Here is an 18854-nt window from a genome sequence, read left to right on the forward strand (position 1 = left end):
CCTAAAAGGCCTATGATTACTTTTTAATGCCATACCGACTCAATGGTGTGTTTATCAACACCGCAAGACAGCAGGTGCGAAAACAGGCCCGATGCCTTTGCAGCAGCCGATGATGTTCCAGTCAAACCTGTATTTTTTTGATTGATTAAAACCCACGCTTTTGAGGGAATGTAAATGTCTACGCATTCACCAAAGTTTGAAAACGGTGCTCGTGTATTGCTATGCAACGCACCGATGACGGTGACTCCGTCGAGTGTTGAAAGCTGGTTTGCTTGACATGCGTCAGCACCATCATTGCCAGCTGCAAACACTAAAAAATCGACGTTCTTTTGAGCCGCTGTATGTTCAATGACGTCAGCTAAAAACTCAGACATAAAAGGCAGCACCCAGCTGCTGTTAATCACATTGGCTTGCATTTTTTGCGCAATGGTGAAAGCGAGGATCATGGCCGAAGTATGTGAACTCACTTGGCGAATAGCGATCAGTTCACTTTTATGTTTGCTGACGCTGGACTGTTGCTGCAAAAACACCTGTAACATGGCAGTGCCATGCATTTGATTTTTGTTTTGTGGTTTGGCATTGAGTGTTTGTAGATCTGCATCATATTCAAAAATGACATTTAGCTGACTTCTTTCTCTGTCTGTAATGACAAAACCATCATCAATAATCGCCGTTCTGATGGCTTTTTTCGTCTCGAGGCATGGAAGCGATACTAACCTGTGGTAACGAGCAAAATAACCTTCTTCACCCTTTTCAATGACCTGCTTTAGCTGGGTCTTCGCTTTTATATTATTTACCAAAGCAAAGTCTGGTTGAACTTTGTTAGGTCCTAATTGCGATGATAAGGATTGATATAAAGGATAAAAATGATGCTTTTCTGGTGTCACTAACAAAACTGAGAGTTTATTGAGTTCTGCGATGGTTTGTACTTTTTCGATGCCATCTGTTCGTTCAAGACTATTTTTTACCGCTTGTGAGGCCTTGACCAAAATACGCCCATTTAAAAAAAACTGCTGATTAATATTGCTATCAAAATAATTAGGCAGTTCGCTTTCCCTAAGCTCGATCTGTTTAGAAAAGTTGTGAAAAATGAGCTTTTCCTCATCGTTTGATATTAAACGTTCAAGCTCAGTCGCAGCTGAAAAAGCACTTAAGAGCAGTAAAAAAGACAGATATAAAAAATTCATCAGAATTATTTTTATTGAATTAAATTGCATTTTTATTAAAAAACCTCTCTCCTTTCCACCTGCTTAATGAAATGCAATTTTCACAACAAAAAACACAACCCAGCCTAAAAAGAAGAAATATATTTACAAAAAGTTTGCTTAAACAAATCGAAATTGATGATCTAGATCAATTTTACAGCAATTATATTTGCAAACAAGAAAATAGGTACATATACAGTACAAATGATTACATTTATGGAATTGCGACAGACGAAATAGTTATACTGAATAAAGTATAATAATTAACCACTCTACAACTATGGTAAGAATGCGTATCTAGTCACGTTAGAATAAGGAGGGATGACCTAATATAGCGCTTATTAATTACTCAGAAAGCCCCAAGGGTATACTTGACTTAATCAGTTTTTTATTGGGTGTGATAAGTAAGATTAAATTGAGCGAACTCCAGACGTTCAAATTAAAAAGAGTAATTGATAGCCACATGATTTCGATGTGTGAGTATAATAAAGTACCTACACCACCATTAAATTATGAATTCGCCACACAAAGGTCCAGAGTCTGATTTCATACTGCTCTCATAACTAAAAACCATTATTTTCAGCTGCAAACATATTTTTATTTAAAATCGTTTTTTTGACTAGAGTGGGTGCAATACTTTAGACATTTGCGAATACGAGGAATAATAAAACCAACCTAAATACATATTATAAAATAAATTATAAAAACCTATTATTTTACCAGCCTTATTGTTTAACTAGTTTCATACGCACTATTTACAAGCAACCTCGCATACTTACGTCGTTGCTCTCCGATCTCCTGACTTATTTCTCTGCTTGATCTAATTAAAAAGGGCAATAATATATCGCCCCTCTATGCTAATTCGTATCTTAAAGTCGATAACTAACTTCTACACCTATTTCACGCGGGTTACCAAACTGATAATAAGGGCCGTAACTATCAAACTCCCCTCCGTGTCGAGGGTCGTTGTCCCATGTGCCAAATCCACGCACAATATAGTCTTCATTCGTCAGGTTTTTACTAAATAAAGCCAACGTCAGGTTATCAGTTGGAACCCAAGTAACTTTTGCATTTAACAACTCATAGGCCTGTGTAACTTCATCGTGATTATCACCTAACTCAAAACTATCTTTTGCTTCCAAAGACAGCCATAAAGTCACTGATTCAGTAAGGTCATAGCTTGTACTGACGGTAAACTGATAACTTGGTGCATGAGAGAGCTCTTTACCCGACAAATCAGTAACGACGTATTCTCCAGTTTCTCTGGCTATACGCAAACTATCTGCATGTGAATAACTATAAAATTCATCAAACTTACTGTCCATTAAACCAAGGCTTGCATTAAAGCGTAATCGCTCTGAGTGTCGATAAAATAACTCAGCTTCAATGCCATAACTATTGGCTTTAGCTGCATTAATAAGATAAGAAGTAAAACCTGTACAGGTACTATTGCCGCTACAATCGGCAAAAGACTGCTCTACTTGTGCATCTTTTCTGTCTTGATAAAACACAGAGATTTGCGCATGCAGTTGAGGTGAGAAGACGCTTTTTAGTCCAAACTCATAGTTCCACAAAGTTTCCGTATCATAGGTCAGTGGAATTTCATCCCGCGTACTCACGTTTACGCCACCTGTTTTGTAGCCTTTAGCGATTCGTATATAAGCAAAATGTTCATCGCTCAACTGCGTATCGAGGCTTAAGTGACCGCCAAACAAAGATTCACTACTGTCATTCACTATATCATTACTGTCTGAGTAATCACTTGTATAACGCTCGGTACGTAAACCTAGTTGTATATTCACGCTGTCAGTTAATGGTGCTGAAATGTCACCATACAAAGCAATATTCTTAGAGGTAAATTGGCGACTAAACTCAACGGGCATACCAAAGAATCTATCTTTTAATGCTAGGTCTTGCTGCTCATCTTTGGCATACACACCCGCCACCCAGCTTAAGCTGTCGCTATCACTTTGAGATAAAAGCCGTGTATCAAAGGTATGAGTTTGTGTTTCTCGGTCAAATAAACGAGTGCCAAAAAAAGCACAATTTGATGGTGTACCTGGGTAATTATCGCAAAATGACTGCGAACGCCAATCAAGATCAAAGCCGTAAGCAGAATCACTGTCCGCACTTGAAACTATCGTCTTTAAGTTTAATGTATCTGCAACTTTATAGTCTGCAATCAACGAGATACCTAAAGACTCAAGATCATCCGTCCCCGGCTCATCAGATACCGTGTCGCGCACATTGTCTAGAGTAAACGCGTCGTAGCCATTATCAAAATCAAGATGCACCAAATTTACGTTAAGGTTTAAATCCTCATTTACATCAATACTAAACTTACTGCGAATAGTGAACTCATCAATGCCATTGGTGTCGTCCTTGCCTAAATAGTGATTTTCGATATAGCCGTCACTTTTATTACTTTGCATAGCAACACGGACATTCACCGACTCAGTCAAAGCACCATTGACCACCACGCCATATTCTTTTGTATCAATTGCACCGCGATTGCCATCAATGTCACTGAAGCGGCCAGAGAGTTTTGCATCAAAATCTTCGCTGGCTTGTTGCGTAGTGACATTAATCATGCCTGCTAGGGCATTTGCGCCAAATAAAGTGCCCTGTGGTCCACGCAAGATTTCAACACGCTCTACATCAAATAGTGTGGCTGCACCACCTAAACTACTGTAATCAATTCCATCGATTAAAATACCTACGCTAGGCCTGAGCACTTGCTGAAACTCTGCAAGCTCACCTATGCCCCTAATCTGAAAAAACTTGCCTCGTGAGGCACCCGCTGAATAGTTTAAGTTTGGTGTTGTCGCGAGCATATCACTCAAAAAATTAGCACTGCGCGCTTCGATTTTTGACGTGGTGATTACTGATACAGAATTAGCAGTCTCCATTAAAGGCAATGGCCTAAATTCAGACTTAACAACAATGACTTCTATGTCATCTTTGCTCTCTTTAATGTTGTCATCAGCTAATGCATATCCAGTAAAACTGAGCGCTAGGCATACCGCAGAGAGTTTAAATGCATTTTTCATAAATAGGTCTATACCTCAAAAAGTGATGTTATTCGGTTATGACTCAATTGGCTTGACTTTGCTGGCAAGTAAAGTGAAATCAAATGAGTTTTTACTAGGCAATATGAGTAGCAGTAATGAAATAGCAACAGGTACTAAAGATGCTAGCAAGAATGATTCAAGTAAGTTGTTCAAGGGCTCGCCAGGCATAGGGAACAAGTACAAACCACTTAGCAAACCACCTGAAATACTCAAAGCCGCGTTATAGCTTTGATATTTACCATTATAAAAACCAAAGAAGACGGGAAACGCCGCAGCACAGCACAGTAGGTCGGCTAATAAAAATAAATACAAAATGCTGAACCCTTGTGAAGCGGTTATGAGCACAGGGATTGACATTAATACGATGAGCCAGCGAGATATTTTTAGTAGCTTCTGAGCAGACATTTGCGGCATTAGGCGATGTAAGTCGACCACCAAAATACTATTAAGGCCACTGATGCTTGAGTCAGCGCTACTCATGATAAGCGCTAATCCAAAAGGGATCAGTCCGAGCATAAACCAATAGGGAACCGTATCTAAAATCACACTAAACAGAGCTGTAGATCCTTGTCCTGGAAGCCCCAAACCGACAAACGCCAAGCCGAATAACCCCATGATGATAATAATTGGAAAACTCAGTACGCCACTTAAAATAAAGGCATTGCGCACCACTTTGTTATCTCGCGCTGCAAATACTCTTTGCCAGGCCCCTTGATAAAAAAGACCAGTTAATACCACAGCAATAAAAAAGGTCAGGCCCGTTTCTATGCCAGTGGCATTAAAAGGGTCAATCAGGTGTGGGGCATTTTGCGCAAGCCCATTAAGTGCAGGTGCAATGCCGTCGGTTGCCGCCCAGCCAAACCCAATAATGAGCGCAATAAATGGCAAGATCACTAACATTTGCAGACGATCGGTAAAAATCGTGACACGTAAGCCGCCGTAGAGGGTATAAAGCAAGGTTGCAAACATCACAATGGCGGCAGTGGCCCACAAGGGGACCGGAGAAACAAGTGCCACCATTTTTGCAATACCAGTTAATCCAGCGGTCAGCCCGATAAATAAATAAAACAGCATAATCAGCAGCACAAACACATATAAACCTTTGCCATATCGGTTATAAACAAACTCTGTTAATGTGTGCCCTTCTGGCATCAAGGTGCGGATCCTAGCCCCAAGAGGGATCATGATTAAACGCGGTGCAAGCACACCTAATGCATAGCCGATGACCGCGCCAATGCCACCCCAAGTGGCTGACTCAGCGGGGCCAAACAAGACCCATGTACCCATTGTTGTTGCCATTAATGTGAGCATAGTAGCTTGGCTATTTTGGCTGTTTCGTGCCACTAAAAAGTCGTCTAGTTTATCCTGACAACGGCGCGCATATATTAAGCCTGGTATAGAAAAAAGAGCCGCAAAAACGACCAAAGATATCAGAGCGGTTGTGATGTCCAACATAAGTTATCCCTTGTATTTACAGGAAACTTAATGCTCAGACAGAGGAATATTAGAAAAACAGCCACACAGAACTTTACTGGTAAATATTCACCAGTGGCTACCTCCTTCCCTGCGCAAGCATTAACTTTATCAGGTTCAAAGGGTTACTACTTTTAACAACAAGAGTGCAGTAAACACTCCGTTAGTAGAATCTCAGCCTTAGTACATTGGGCTCCCCTAGGAAGCGGGAAATCTATAGAGAAACAACCACAAAGTCAAACAATATTGATAATAATAATTATTACCATTACTTGTAAGGGCGTGTGGTTTTTTGTTAGCATCTGTGCCAGACACGGAGTGCCCTAACAGGGCTGAGATGATATCCGTTGAACCTGATCCAGCTAATACTGGCGAAGGGATGTCTGTTGCACTATTTTGAACAAAAATAGTACTTAGATCTGCCTTCGCCTCAAAAAATGAGGCCGATATGTCAAACTCTATCAATCTTTCTGACCAAATTGTTCTAGTGACTGGTGGTGGCCGTGGTTTAGGCGAACACCTTGTACGCGCTTTTTTACGTGAAGGTGCCAAAGTAGTTATCAACTATTTAAGCAGTGCCGATGCAGCCCAAACGTTAGCCGCACTAGCACCGGAACGCGCCATTGCCATTCAGGCCGACGTAAGCTGTCAAGCCGATGTACAAGCCATGTTTGAAAAAGCTAGAGCTCATTTTGGCCAACCTATCACAACCGTGATAAACAATGCGTTGCCTAGCTTTTCGTTTAACGGTGATGCCAGAGCAAACGCCGATCAACTGACTTGGGAAAACCTTAACCAGCAATTTTCGGGCGTGGTAGGCGGCGCTTTATATACCACTCAAGCAGCCCTTGCTGGCATGCGTGAAGCAGGCTTTGGCCGCATTATTAATGTGGGTACCAACCTGTTTCAAAACCCAGTTGTGCCTTATCATGACTACACGGCAGGCAAAGCCGCGTTACTTTCGTTGACGCGCACAATGGCAAACGATCTTGGCCCAGATAACATCACTGTAAACATGGTCTCTGGTGGGTTATTACGTACGACGGATGCCTCTGCCGCAACACCTGAAGAAGTATTTGATTTCATCGCAGCCAGCACACCACTTCGCAGAGTAACAACCCCTGCTGAATTTGCCGATGCTACGTTATTTTTTGCTTCACCTTGGTCACGCTCAGTTACGGGCCAAAACCTCGTCATTGATGGCGGCTTGGTGAAAGACTAATGGCCAGCAAACTACCTAAAATGATGCATATCAACCTCTTTTTATTTGGGTGTGGACATCATCGCGCAGCTTGGCGCCACCCTAACTCTCAAGTAGAGCGCTTAGGCGATATTCGCTATTACGAAGAAATTGCCCAATTAGCCGAGCGAGGCAAATTCGATGCCGTTTTTTTTGCAGACGGACACAGCGCCGGTGATGTTGCTGATGGCAGTTGGTGGTTTTTAGAACCACTAACAACCATTGCAGCCATGAGCAGGGCCACGCAAAAAATTGGGTTAATAAGCACAGTCTCTAGTACCTTTTATACTCCATTTCATGCCGCCAGAATGCTGGCGTCACTGGATCATATTTCGGGTGGGCGTATTGGTTGGAACTTAGTCACCTCGATGTTTGATGCAGAGGCCAGAAACCATGGCTATAAGTCAATGCCCGAGCATGCAGAGCGCTATCGCCGTGCCGAAGAGTTTGCCGACGTTGTCACTAAATTGTGGGATTCATGGCAAGATGATGCCATTGAATTTGACCGCAATGGCCTGTATGCCGACCCTCAGAAAGTGCAAGCAATCAACCACCACGACAAGTTTTTTTTAGTTGATGGCCCATTAAATGTACCGCGCCCAATTCAAGGCCGCCCTGTGTTATTCCAAGCTGGCGCATCTGAACAAGGTGTTGAACTAGCAGCACAATGTGCTGAAGCAATCTACGCGGTTGCCTATGACTTACCCGCTGCACAGGCATATTACCAAAAGGTAAAAAACCGCGTAAAAGCACGTGGTCGCCAAGATGCAGTGCCAATTATGCCGGGTTTGGTCACCTATGTTGGCTCAACCGAAGCCGAGGCCTTAGCCAAGCAACGCGAATACGACGAACTGCTCCCCAGCGAAACCTCATTAAAGCAGCTTGGCATGTTTATCAATCAAGACTGCTCAAATTGGGAACTCGACGCGCCAGTGCCCAAACTGCCTCCGTTAGACTCTTTTACGGGTCCTAAAGGTCGCTACAGCACAATTTTACGAATCATCGAAACCGAAAAGCCAACTTTGCGCCAATTATTGGGGCGTTTAGCCGCAGGCGGCGGGCACTGCACTATGGTGGGTACACCGGAACAGATTGCAGATCAAATGGAGTTGTGGGTAAACAATCAAGGTGCCGATGGGTTTAATTTAATGCCGCCTTCGCTGCCTCATAGTATCGAAGACTTTGTAGAGCATGTGGTCCCTGAGTTACAAAAACGAGGGTCATTTCGTAAAGACTACGAAGGCGATACGCTGCGAGCGCACCTAGGGTTAGAACGCCCCAATAATCGCAAAAATAAATAGAGTAATCATGAATGCCTGAAGCGAATTCATTTAACCCAGCCCCCATCACGTTAACCATTGCAGGATCTGATAGCGGCGGTGGTGCTGGTATACAAGCCGACATTAAAGCCATGTCTGCCAATGGCGCGTTTGCAGCGAGTGTGATCACCGCAGTCACGGCGCAAAATACATGTGCAGTCAATGCTGTTTTTCCGATCCCCGTTGAGGTTGTGGCTCAACAAATCGACACTGTATTAAGCGATTTAAATGTGGCAGCCATTAAAGTTGGCATGTTGTTTTCACCTGAATTGGTTAAAACCGTGGCCACCTGTTTGACTAACTACAAGGGGTTGATTGTGTTAGACCCGGTTATGGTTGCCAAGTCGGGCGATACCTTGGTTGAGCAGTCGGCGGTAGATGCCATAATAAAACACATGTTGCCTTTGGCTGACTTGATCACCCCCAATTTGCCAGAAGCGGCCATTTTATTAGGCACTCAAACCATTGAAGATCAAACCAAACAAGCCCAAGCGCTCATTGAACTTGGCGCTAACAATGTGTTGTTAAAAGGTGGTCACGGGCAAGGCCAAATCTGTACCGATATACTTGCGCTGAACGGTGGCGAGTTTATCAACTACACCACCCCGAGGATTGCCACCAAGAATACCCATGGCACAGGGTGTACTTACTCTTCAGCAATCAGTGCGTTTTTAGCCCATGGCTCTAGCTTGCAAGATGCAGTAGCAAAAGCACACCAGTATTTGCACCAAGCAATCGTTCATTCTCAGCGGTTAACTGTTGGAACAGGCCATGGCCCCGTACATCATTTTCATAAATATTGGATAGATAAATAAAAAGTGTTTTTTTATCAGTTTTTATGGGCATGCCTAATGTAACTATTACTATATAAATATATTCTCAGCCTATCCAAAACCTTATATAATCCAGGAACATAGATGGGCTATTATTTATTTGAACTTCAATGATTATAATGTCAATTTCTTACTACTTCCCTGGTCAAAAAAATTAAAATCACCTAGGACTATATTTAAAAATTATGGTCAGAAAACATACCATAATAATATAATTCTGTACCTCTAATGATCAAACTACTAAAACTCAGAGCTGCTCTAAAAATTCTGAGCCCCATACTTCTTTTAAGGCTCATTGAAATTAAAGCACTTATCTGTACTGCTAATATTAACTTTATGACCTCTTGAAAGTATGTGGAATATGCTCACAACCCCTGAGCACAGGATCAGCGGCTAGATTGAATTGAACAAATTACACACAAAAAAAGTATTAAAAATAAAGAAACGCTTATAATATCTTAAAAAATAGTTAAAAAAACCGCCCCATTGCAGGAGTAAGCCAGAGCTAATGATTAAAGTGGTCTACGATATGTTAATAACATATAACCTAAAAAGAAATGCGGCTGCACTGGCTAAAAGCAAGAAAAAGATAAACAACTAGCTTTAAAACAACTTGGTCAGTTGTTACCTATATCTATCACATAATCCAAAATCGCAAGAGAAGTTGAACCGAGATAGCTTAAGCATGAACACTCGAAAATTCTAAGCCAGATAGCATTGAACGAATAAATTATAAAACCCCAATAAAATATTTTGATATATATTTCAAAATATTCCCATGTTAAAATTAAGCTCAAGATTAAACTATTATAATTATTAGGGTTATATATGAAATATATCTCAGCTTTACTTTTAGCCGTTACTTCGTTTGCTTCTCAAGCAGGGTATCAGGTAACGGGAGCAACAATTACAAAACTGAGCTTAAGTAATAGCACTGCACCAGGTACGCTTTTCATTAAAACTGAAGGTGGGACCGAAGTTACACAGAAGAACAGCTGTGTCAGAACTAGCTGGAGCTATACACACCAGCTTTCGAATGACGAACTTAGTAGATCTATCTACTCAATGCTTCTTACAGCCAAAACAGCTAAAACAAAAGTGAGTATTATTGGTTCTGGAAGCTGTGGGACTGGTAGCTACGCAGAAACATTATCTACAATTTCTTTGGAAGATTAAGCCTTTATATAGCTATTGAAACTGAGCTCTAGGCAGAGTCAATATGACGTGGGTGAAGGCTAAGTGAAAGTGCATTATCGAAATTGAGATAGCCAACACATAATCCTAACCGCGTACACAATCAACCAAACCCGTCGTCCTGAACTCAATTCAGGATCCATGTCACTCTTAACCAGCACATAGATCCCGAGGCAAGCTCGGGATGACAAGGGTGAGATTGAATAAAAAGGGTTTATCACAGAATGCTTTATCGTACTTTAGACAGCCGATACATAACCCTAACCGCGTGCACAATCAACCAAACCCGTCGTCCTGAACTCAATTCAGGATCCATGTCACTCTTAACCAGCGTATAGATCCCGAGGCAAGCTCGGGATGACAGGGTGAGATTGAATAAAAAGGGTTTATCACAGAATGGTTTATCGTACTGTAGATAGCCGATACATAACCCTAACCGCGTGCACAATCAACCAAACCCGTCGTCCTGAACTCAATTCAGGATCCATGTCACTCTTAACCAGCGCATAGATCCCGAGGCAAGCTCGGGATGACAAGGGTGAGGTTAACCGAGCGTAGTTCACCACATTTTAAATTACTCAGATAAACTCCTTATCGCATTCTTGATTAACCAAACCCGTCGCCCTGAACTCGACTCAGGATCTATTTCACTTAGCGCAAATACAAAAATCCCGGGACGAACCCGGGAACAATATGCTCAGGAAAAATACCTATTACCAATACTTAACCACCAAAGGTTTTAGTCAAATGCGTCGCTAAGTTTATTTGAATTGGCTGTGTCTGCTCTACAATATCAACCAACGCATCTTCAAAACTCCCTTTAGATAACGCACTGTAAGCGTCATTAGATAAGCCATAGGGCTCACTCGGCATACCAATAAAAGGAAATACCATGCGGTCAAGTGTGCCATCACTGTCTTTATCATGTACAACACTAATGGCGTATTTACCTGCTGGAATATCCTTTAACACCACTTCCGTTGCCGGAATGCTTGGCGTAACCACCATACGGTGAAAGTACTTGATACTCGATGCGCTGTAATTATCATCGCTGTAGTAAGAGTCTGCGTTGTCATGCAAATACACTAACAACTGCCCTTCAGTACTTGCCACCTGATTCACCACAATACGGACCTCAGTCAGCGCACCTTTTACTTCATTCACGCTCATATGAGAGGTAGACGAGCAAGCCGCTAACACCGTAAGCGCCAATGACGATAACAATACCTTTTTCATATTAAATACCTTTTAACCTTTATTGCCAAAACCAAATTCATGTTCCAATACGGCCTTGATTTCAGCATGACTTTGCAAGATATCACCATGATGTCGCTGCTCAAGTAAAGTACAATCCACTTTAACACCAATAAATGCTTCCACGTTGTTATCAGAAATAGCATCCAGCGTTTGTGACCATTCACGTGTCAGCGCATCCGACACCTGAGCCTCATATTGGCCAGCTTTAAATAAATGCACCTGAGCCGTTTTCAGCGGCTGGCTCAACGGACATAAGTCCAATTGCCCTTCGGCCTTACGCGCTTTAATCATTGCATTGATACTATCTATTTCATAGCCAAGTTCACGCATTCGTGCGATAAACAATTGCTCATTTTCAGACTCAAACTCTTGCGTCAGCGTTTTGAGTTTCCCTGACTTGATAATAGTGTCTAAAAGCAGCACTTTTATGTCAGCACTGTGGTTTCTTTCAAATAAACCAGCCATTTCGAGTGCAATATTACCACCGAGTGACCAGCCTAATAGGCAAACTTTATCAGGTTCAATGTGAGTGCACACTTCATCGTAGTAAACCTTGGCTAGTACATCTAACTGACTAATTTTTTCGTTATTAATGAGGTTATAGTTATCAACGCCTAAGCAATTAAACGACCCGTTTAACTCTGCTGCAAGCCCTTGATAAACTTCACAGCCGCCGCTGCCAGCATGGACCATCACAAGGGTTGGTAAACCATCGCTAAAGTCATTTAAACGTTTCACTAATTGTCCGTCACGTGCTTGATTACGTACCAAACTTGCAAGGCCATGAACGGTAGGAGATTTAAACAAATCAGCCACAGAAAGCTTACAGTTAATGGTTTGGTTTATCACTTGTGTCAGTTTAATCGCGGCAATTGAAGTGCCTCCCAACTTAAAATAGTCATCGCTGATCCCTATTTGCGAGTGGCCTAGTGCAGATTGCCATAGCTCACATAACTTAAGCTCAAGGGCATCGCGTGGCGCTACATATTCATCACTTTTAATAAAATTAGGTTCTGGCAAAGACTTTACATCCAGCTTGCCGTTGACATTGAGCGGAATTTTATCAAGTAACGTCATCGCTGAAGGCACCATAAAGTCTGGCAGCGCAGTCTGTAAATCATCTATGATCTGCTTTGTTTTATCAGCATCGGTATCGTCGCTCACAACATACGCTGCGAGATACTTTTCAGTCCCGTTTTGCTTTGCAATTACCGCAGCTTGTTTCACCCCTGCAATGCTACAAATGGCGCTTTCGATTTCACCCAGCTCAATCCTAAAGCCGCGTATCTTCACTTGTTTATCGTTTCGACCAACATACTCTATATTGCCATCAGCTTGCCACTTTACAATGTCTCCAGTGCGATACATACGAGGTTCGATATGGCTGTTTTTTGAAGTGTCTACAAATGGGTTTGTAATAAATTTCTCTGCCGTGAGATCTGGACGGTTTAAATACCCTCTAGCAAGCCCTTCACCACCAATGTAAAGCTCACCCGGTGTACCCACAGGAACTGGATTCCCCATTGGATCTAAGACATACAAGGTTTTGCCTGTTAAGGCGTGACCAATGGGCGCATTTACACGACTATCATCAAGATGGCAAACTGAGGCAAACACGGTGGTTTCTGTCGGACCATATACATGACTTAACTTCACCTGCGGTGTACTTTGCTTAAAGGCATTCACCACATTTAAATTAACCTGCTCACCGCCAAACAAAATGTGCTTAAGCGGGCTATTTTTGAGCTGTCCACTGGTTGCCAGTGCATTAAATAATGCCGTAGTCATAAAGCTTGCATCGATTTTATGCGCTTCAACATACTGAGCAAATAGCTCTGGAGAAAGTCGCGTATACTTACCCACTAAATGTACACACAAGCCATTGAGCAAGCAGAACATAGCATCAAAAATAAACCCATCAAACGCATAAGACGACATACTAGCGATCCGGTTCACCTTCGACGCATCCAAGTAGTTATTACCCAATGCAAAAGAGTTTACAGCATGGTGCTCAATCTCGACCCCTTTAGGTTGCCCTGTGGTTCCTGAGGTATAGATAACATAAGCTAAGCTCGTTAAATCCGTATCCACATCCAAATTCGCAGTGCTCTCACCACCGACATGTTCGGCAACTAAGACACTCGGCCCAGATTCGGTATTAAAAATGCCAGACAGCTCAGCATGAAAATCCGCTTGGGTGAGTACCAAAGAGACATTTGCATCGCTGGCAATAAACCGCGTGCGCTCATCGGGGTTATCCATCGACAGCGGAACATAAGCAGCGCCAGCTTTGAGCACTGCTAAAATTGCCACCACCATATCTATATTTTGCGGGTAATATAGGGCAATTAAAGTATCCGGTTTAATTATGGACTTTTGGTCTATTTCATAGGCCTGACGGATAAATCGAGCAAGCTTATTGGCTTTCTGATTAAGCTGCTGGTACGTCAGCTGCTCATCGCCACACACCACAGCAATGTCACTGCCACGCCTGTTGGCTACACGCTCAAAAATACGATGGATCGAAAGTGAGCTTGGTTTATGCACGGGCTTTTGATTAAATTGTTCTAATACTTGCGTGCGCTCAGTGTCACTGAGTACATTAATGTGATGCAGCGCGTCAGAAGGTGCCGCCAGCATACCTTTGAGTACTCGAACATAACGCTGTGCAAATGCATCGATGGTCGGTTGCTCAAATAAACTTATCGCGTAGTTAAACTGCAGGCTCAACTGCTCTGTGCTGTCATCCACGACTAAGGTCAAATCATATTTCGCACTTTTGCTACTGAGCTTATCGCTTAGCACTGGCTTTAACTGCAAATTACCCTGCACGATTTGTTCTGCATTCATGCTCTGCACACTGAACATCACCTGAAAAATAGGATGGCGCGAGCTGTCTCTTTCCAACGCCAACAGCTCCACTATTTGCTCAAATGGTAAATCCTGATGTACTTTCGCTTGGGTAACCAACTGATGCGTGTGCTGAATAAACTCGCTCGCACTCCTGTTTTTATCAACTTGGCTACGCAGCGCCATCGAGTTGACAAAAAATCCGATAAGCGCCTGCACTTGGCTATGATGACGGTTATCCGAAGGCGTACCAACCACAATATCTTGCTGCCCAGATACACTGCTCAAAGTGACATATAAGGCACTCAGCATCACGGTGTACACACTGGTTTGCTGTGCTTTAGCACTGTCCACAACCTGTTTGGATAGCGTTTTATCTAGGACTAATTCAAGGCTCTCACCTGCGTAGCTCACTTGGCTTGGCCTTGCCCTGTCATAAGGTAATTCGAGTGTTTCAAACCCTTCCAATGCACCTTTCCAATAGCTCTGAAGCTTGTTTAACGTCTCACCTTGCAAGTAATCCCTTTGCCACTTTGCGTAGTCAGCGTAACGAATACTCAGCTCTGGCAGCTGTGCAGAATTACCCTCCAACGCAGCTAGATAAGCTTTAGTAAGCTCTTCTGTGAATACAAACGTCGACCAGCCATCAAACGCAATGTGATGCCATACAAAAAGTAAATATTGGGTAGATGCACGACTAATGTGATACACCCGCATTGGACTATCCAGTGATAGCTCAAATGGTTTTGAGGTCAATTCACTAACCAGCTTCTCTAGTGCTGCTTCATCGGCCACCGAATGCTGCACAATAGCGATATTGGTCGACATTGGGCGCTGACTTAAAACTCCGTTCTTTTGGGTGTGAAATACTGAGTTTAATACTTCATGACGGGCAACAACTTGATTAAGCGCTTGCGCAAAGGCATCAAAGTTTAACGATTCACCGACTTCAAACAAGGCAGGAATATGATACGCGCTACTGCCTTTTTCATAACTGTCGATAAAGAGTAATCGCTCCTGTGCAAATGAAAGCGGTAAAAGTTCCGCATCACTGCGAGGGATCACAATGGCCTGTGATGCATCAATGACGTTAGCCAGCTTGGCGACGGTATTATGAGTGAACAGCACTTCGAGAGGAATATCACGCTTAAGCGCTTTGCGGCTGGCCGCAGATAAACGAATCGCCGTAATTGAATTCCCCCCTAACTCATAGAAGTTATCATCCACACCCACAGTTTCAACATTAAGCACCTGTTGCCAAAGCGCACATAAGGTCGACTCAAGCTCACTGCTTGGCGCTTTGTAACTCTGTTTAACGCTTTGATTAGGAATGGGCAGTGCCTTTTCATCCAACTTACCATTGCCTGTTAAAGGGAACACCTCTAATTGTGTAAAGCTAGCTGGCACCATGTATTTTGGTAATGTTGAATCTAAATATGCATGAATGCTTTTCTCACAGGCAGTACTATCTGCACCACCTATCCAATAAGCATGTAACGCACCATCTGCACAGCTTTTATCCGCAATGACGGCCGCACTTTGAACCCCCTCAACGTCACATATGGCGTGCTCAATCTCACCAAGCTCAATTCGATAACCGCGAATTTTAACTTGGTTGTCGTTACGCCCGAGGTATTCAATTTCACCATTGTCGAGCCAACGAACTACATCACCCGTTTTGTAAATCCGCTGATTGTGAACATCGTCGCTATTTGAAAATGGATTTTGAATAAAGCGCGATTGTGTCAAATCGTCACGGTTTAAGTAGCCTCTAGCCACACCTGCCCCGCCGATATATAACTCACCAATTGCGCCTACTGGCACAGGTTTAAGTGCCGATGACAAAACATACAGTGCTACATTGGGATAGGCATGCCCGATACCATTGACCACTTGGCTTGGGTCAACGCGCTTGTTCATGGCACCGACTGTCGCCTCTGTTGGACCATATTCATCAATCAATGTCTCAGTAACCATTGAGAGCTTATCAATCACTGGCTTCGTCAGTGCTTCACCGCCGACCATTAAGCTGCGCAAGGTTATCTCACTGTCAGCCAATAAGAGGTTGGCAAGGCTTGGCGTGGTTTTTACAAAACGTACTTGATTGTCTGTCAAATGTGCCTGATATGCTGACACATTGGCAATATCATCCTGATAAACACACACAGTTCCACCCGCCATGAGTGGGCATAAGGTGGTTGTCACGGTCAAGTCAAAGCAATAGTTGGTCGAAAAATCACATACTTCAAGGGCATCTGATAAAGTACTTTGCACCCCAAAAAAGTAATTGAGTACTTGCGCTTGCTCTACCATCACGCCCTTTGGCTTGCCTGTGGTACCCGAGGTATAAATAACATACGCAATGTTGTTCATGCGACTACGACGCTCAGCAAAATCTTGTGGGTTATTCGCCACCAACATGGGTTTATCACAGTTGATAAACCCAACTTGAGTGCCAGTCAGCCAAGTATCTAGTCGATGGGCATACTGAGATTGAGTCAACACCAAGCGCGTGTCTGTGTCCGCCAGAATAAACTGCACCCTATCTTCTGGGGCATCAGGTGAGATGGGGACATATCCAGCTCCCAGTTTCAATACCGCCAACATGGCCACCAGAGTTTCAGCACTTGGACTCAAATACAACCCTACCAAGGTATCGGCTTGTACCGATTCACCTTGCTGAGCAAAGCGCTGCAAAATAGTATTTGCTAAGTGCTCTGCTCGCTCATTTAGTTGGTGATAACTTAATTGAGCTTTCCCTGCTTTAACAGCCACTTTGTCTGGCATAGCCTGCGCATGCTGAGCAATCATGCCCGCAATGTCGTTTTCAAACTCAAAGTGTGCTTGTTGGCAGTGCCACTGCTGCGTGATTGCCTCACACTCATCAGGTGCCAAAAATCCTAATTGCTGATGCGGCTGATCTGGCGCTTCCACCAGTTGCTTAAGCAACACTTTAAGCTGCGATACCAGCTTGGTCGCTTTGTCAGCATCTAGCCAATTTGCACTGTAGTTAATGGCTATATCGAGCGTCCCCCCTTGCTCTGTCGCAACAAGGGACAACGGATAATCAATTTTCTCAACCACCTTTTTAAGCTGCCATTTACGCGTATCACCTTGATGATTGATCGGGTAATTCTCAAAGGTAAACAAGGTATGGAATAACCGCTCACCTTGCGGCTGTAACTCAGCCAATGCAACACTACTGGCACTGTTAAGTGACGCAATCGACAGCTGAATATCCGCCATAATTTGCGCACAAGAGGTGTCTTGTGGCCAAAACACTTGTAGTGGTAAGGTATTGATAAACAGACCGACACTGTTGTCGATGCCTTCTACTGGTAGGTTGCGACCCGAGACAACGGTTCCCACAGTGGTTTGCTCATCGCCCGCATAAACCTGGATCAGTTTGTGCCAACAAAATTGCAATGCCACATTGAGTGTCACCCCGGCGTTTTGGCACATGGCTTTGAGGGTATGAAACTCAGCACCCGTTATCATCAATTGTTGCGTATCCGGTTCTGTGACCTGCATTGGCTTGGTCAAATCAAGGGAAGCACTCAACATCCCCGAGATGTCATTTGCCCCTTCAAATTGTTGTTTCTTTTCTTGCCAATACTGCTGTGTCTGCGCTTGGTGTTGCTGATAGTACTGCTGCGTTGCCAAGTAAGCCGTTTCAACCTCAACAATCGGCACAGTGCCACCGAGCAACTGCTCATAATACTCATGGACGCTGCGCAGCAACAAAGGCGCACTCCAGCCATCGCTGATGCTGTGATGCTCCGTTTTTAGTAAGGTGTATAAGTCTTCTGCTTGCTTGATAAGTGAAATACGGATCAAGCCTGGCTTTGACAAGTCAAACCCTTTTGCGCGCTCCGCTTGCTGCAACGCATCTATTTTCGCTGCGCGCTCTACTTCACCTAATGTGCTGATATCTTCATAATAAAAGCTATTGCTATCAATACTCGCTTTGGGTGAGACGATTTGTAACAGGGCTTCATCCCAGTTAAAAAAAGTGCGCAGCGCAGGGAATCTTAAAGAGGTTAATTCCCACGCCTTTTGGTACAAAGGCACGTTCAGCGGCTCTTGATAATCCAACATCATTTGTACACGATATGCATCGTCGTCTGGTTGGTTCAAATGATGATAAATAAACCCTTGTTGTAAGCTGTTTGCCGGACTCACCGACTCAATGCCCCGCGAAGGCGCAGTTTGACTCTGGATATAACGCTTAAACGCTTTCGCCGAGTCAATGTTTTGTTCACTCAAAAATGCAATTAACTCTGGCTTATTAGCTTTGATTTTATTCACCAGCTGTGGATCTGGAGACGCATTGCCAAAAGCTAATTTTAACTTACCTTGCTCTGCCCAAATAGTCAGGTTATGTGCACTGATTTCCTTAATAAGTAACATTG

General features: G+C 43.3%; 9 protein-coding genes and 2 riboswitches. Of the genes, 4 read left to right on the forward strand and 5 right to left on the reverse strand.

Going from position 1 to position 18854, the window contains the following annotated elements:
- Positions 1 to 23: 23 nt before the first annotated feature.
- The 3 genes from S4054249_RS13730 to S4054249_RS13745 form a co-directional block, all read right to left on the reverse strand.
- Positions 24 to 1187, reverse strand: a complete 1164-nt coding sequence (locus S4054249_RS13730) for a S8/S53 family peptidase (protein ID WP_167354846.1) — start codon at positions 1185 to 1187, stop codon at positions 24 to 26.
- Positions 1188 to 2074: 887 nt separating this feature from the next.
- Positions 2075 to 4255, reverse strand: a complete 2181-nt coding sequence (locus tag S4054249_RS13740; RefSeq protein WP_046354368.1) for a TonB-dependent receptor — start codon at positions 4253 to 4255, stop codon at positions 2075 to 2077.
- A gap of 36 nt (positions 4256 to 4291) precedes the next feature.
- The gene (locus tag S4054249_RS13745) at positions 4292 to 5731 is read right to left on the reverse strand and encodes a sodium:solute symporter family transporter (protein WP_046354369.1); all 1440 of its coding nucleotides are present in this window, start codon (positions 5729 to 5731) and stop codon (positions 4292 to 4294) included.
- 89 nt (positions 5732 to 5820) lie between these two features.
- A riboswitch (TPP riboswitch) is annotated at positions 5821 to 5959 on the reverse strand.
- A 94-nt stretch (positions 5960 to 6053) separates the two neighbouring features.
- Positions 6054 to 6146, forward strand: a riboswitch (TPP riboswitch).
- A gap of 51 nt (positions 6147 to 6197) precedes the next feature.
- Here S4054249_RS13745 and S4054249_RS13750 point away from each other — a divergent pair.
- The 4 genes from S4054249_RS13750 (at position 6198) to S4054249_RS13765 (ending at position 10317) form a co-directional block, all read left to right on the forward strand.
- Positions 6198 to 6971, forward strand: a complete 774-nt coding sequence (locus S4054249_RS13750) for a 3-oxoacyl-ACP reductase (protein WP_046354370.1) — start codon at positions 6198 to 6200, stop codon at positions 6969 to 6971.
- Positions 6971 to 8290 (forward strand): LLM class flavin-dependent oxidoreductase, encoded by a 1320-nt coding sequence (locus S4054249_RS13755; protein WP_052960843.1) that lies wholly within the window; start codon positions 6971 to 6973, stop codon positions 8288 to 8290. Before S4054249_RS13750 ends, S4054249_RS13755 begins: the two co-directional genes overlap by 1 nt.
- An 11-nt stretch (positions 8291 to 8301) precedes the next feature.
- Positions 8302 to 9123, forward strand: coding sequence for a bifunctional hydroxymethylpyrimidine kinase/phosphomethylpyrimidine kinase (gene thiD / locus S4054249_RS13760; RefSeq protein ID WP_046357820.1), 822 nt, complete (start codon positions 8302 to 8304; stop codon positions 9121 to 9123).
- An 846-nt stretch (positions 9124 to 9969) separates the two neighbouring features.
- The gene (locus tag S4054249_RS13765) at positions 9970 to 10317 is read left to right on the forward strand and encodes a DUF5992 family protein (RefSeq protein ID WP_046357819.1); all 348 of its coding nucleotides are present in this window, start codon (positions 9970 to 9972) and stop codon (positions 10315 to 10317) included.
- Positions 10318 to 11058: 741 nt separating this feature from the next.
- On the opposite strand, the gene S4054249_RS13770 is transcribed toward S4054249_RS13765, so the two are convergent.
- Both S4054249_RS13770 and S4054249_RS13775 read right to left on the reverse strand, forming a co-directional pair.
- A complete protein-coding gene (locus S4054249_RS13770; RefSeq protein ID WP_046357818.1) occupies positions 11059 to 11571 on the reverse strand; it encodes a DUF2141 domain-containing protein in 513 nt (170 codons plus the stop codon).
- A 12-nt stretch (positions 11572 to 11583) separates the two neighbouring features.
- Entirely contained in the window at positions 11584 to 18852 is a 7269-nt protein-coding gene (locus S4054249_RS13775; protein ID WP_046357817.1) for a non-ribosomal peptide synthetase, read from the reverse strand.
- Positions 18853 to 18854 lie beyond the last annotated feature (2 nt).

Source organism: Pseudoalteromonas luteoviolacea (assembly GCF_001750165.1).
In the GTDB taxonomy this organism is placed as follows: domain Bacteria; phylum Pseudomonadota; class Gammaproteobacteria; order Enterobacterales; family Alteromonadaceae; genus Pseudoalteromonas; species Pseudoalteromonas luteoviolacea_G.

Coding starts and splice junctions, on each gene's coding strand:
- S4054249_RS13770 (WP_046357818.1), bottom strand. CDS start 11,571: ATGAAAAAGGTATTGTTATCGTCATTGGCGCTTACGGTGTTAGCGGCT.
- S4054249_RS13765 (WP_046357819.1), top strand. CDS start 9,970: ATGAAATATATCTCAGCTTTACTTTTAGCCGTTACTTCGTTTGCTTCT.
- S4054249_RS13750 (WP_046354370.1), top strand. CDS start 6,198: ATGTCAAACTCTATCAATCTTTCTGACCAAATTGTTCTAGTGACTGGT.
- S4054249_RS13775 (WP_046357817.1), bottom strand. CDS start 18,852: ATGTTACTTATTAAGGAAATCAGTGCACATAACCTGACTATTTGGGCA.
- S4054249_RS13755 (WP_052960843.1), top strand. CDS start 6,971: ATGGCCAGCAAACTACCTAAAATGATGCATATCAACCTCTTTTTATTT.
- S4054249_RS13730 (WP_167354846.1), bottom strand. CDS start 1,187: ATGAATTTTTTATATCTGTCTTTTTTACTGCTCTTAAGTGCTTTTTCA.
- S4054249_RS13745 (WP_046354369.1), bottom strand. CDS start 5,731: ATGTTGGACATCACAACCGCTCTGATATCTTTGGTCGTTTTTGCGGCT.
- S4054249_RS13740 (WP_046354368.1), bottom strand. CDS start 4,255: ATGAAAAATGCATTTAAACTCTCTGCGGTATGCCTAGCGCTCAGTTTT.
- thiD (WP_046357820.1), top strand. CDS start 8,302: ATGCCTGAAGCGAATTCATTTAACCCAGCCCCCATCACGTTAACCATT.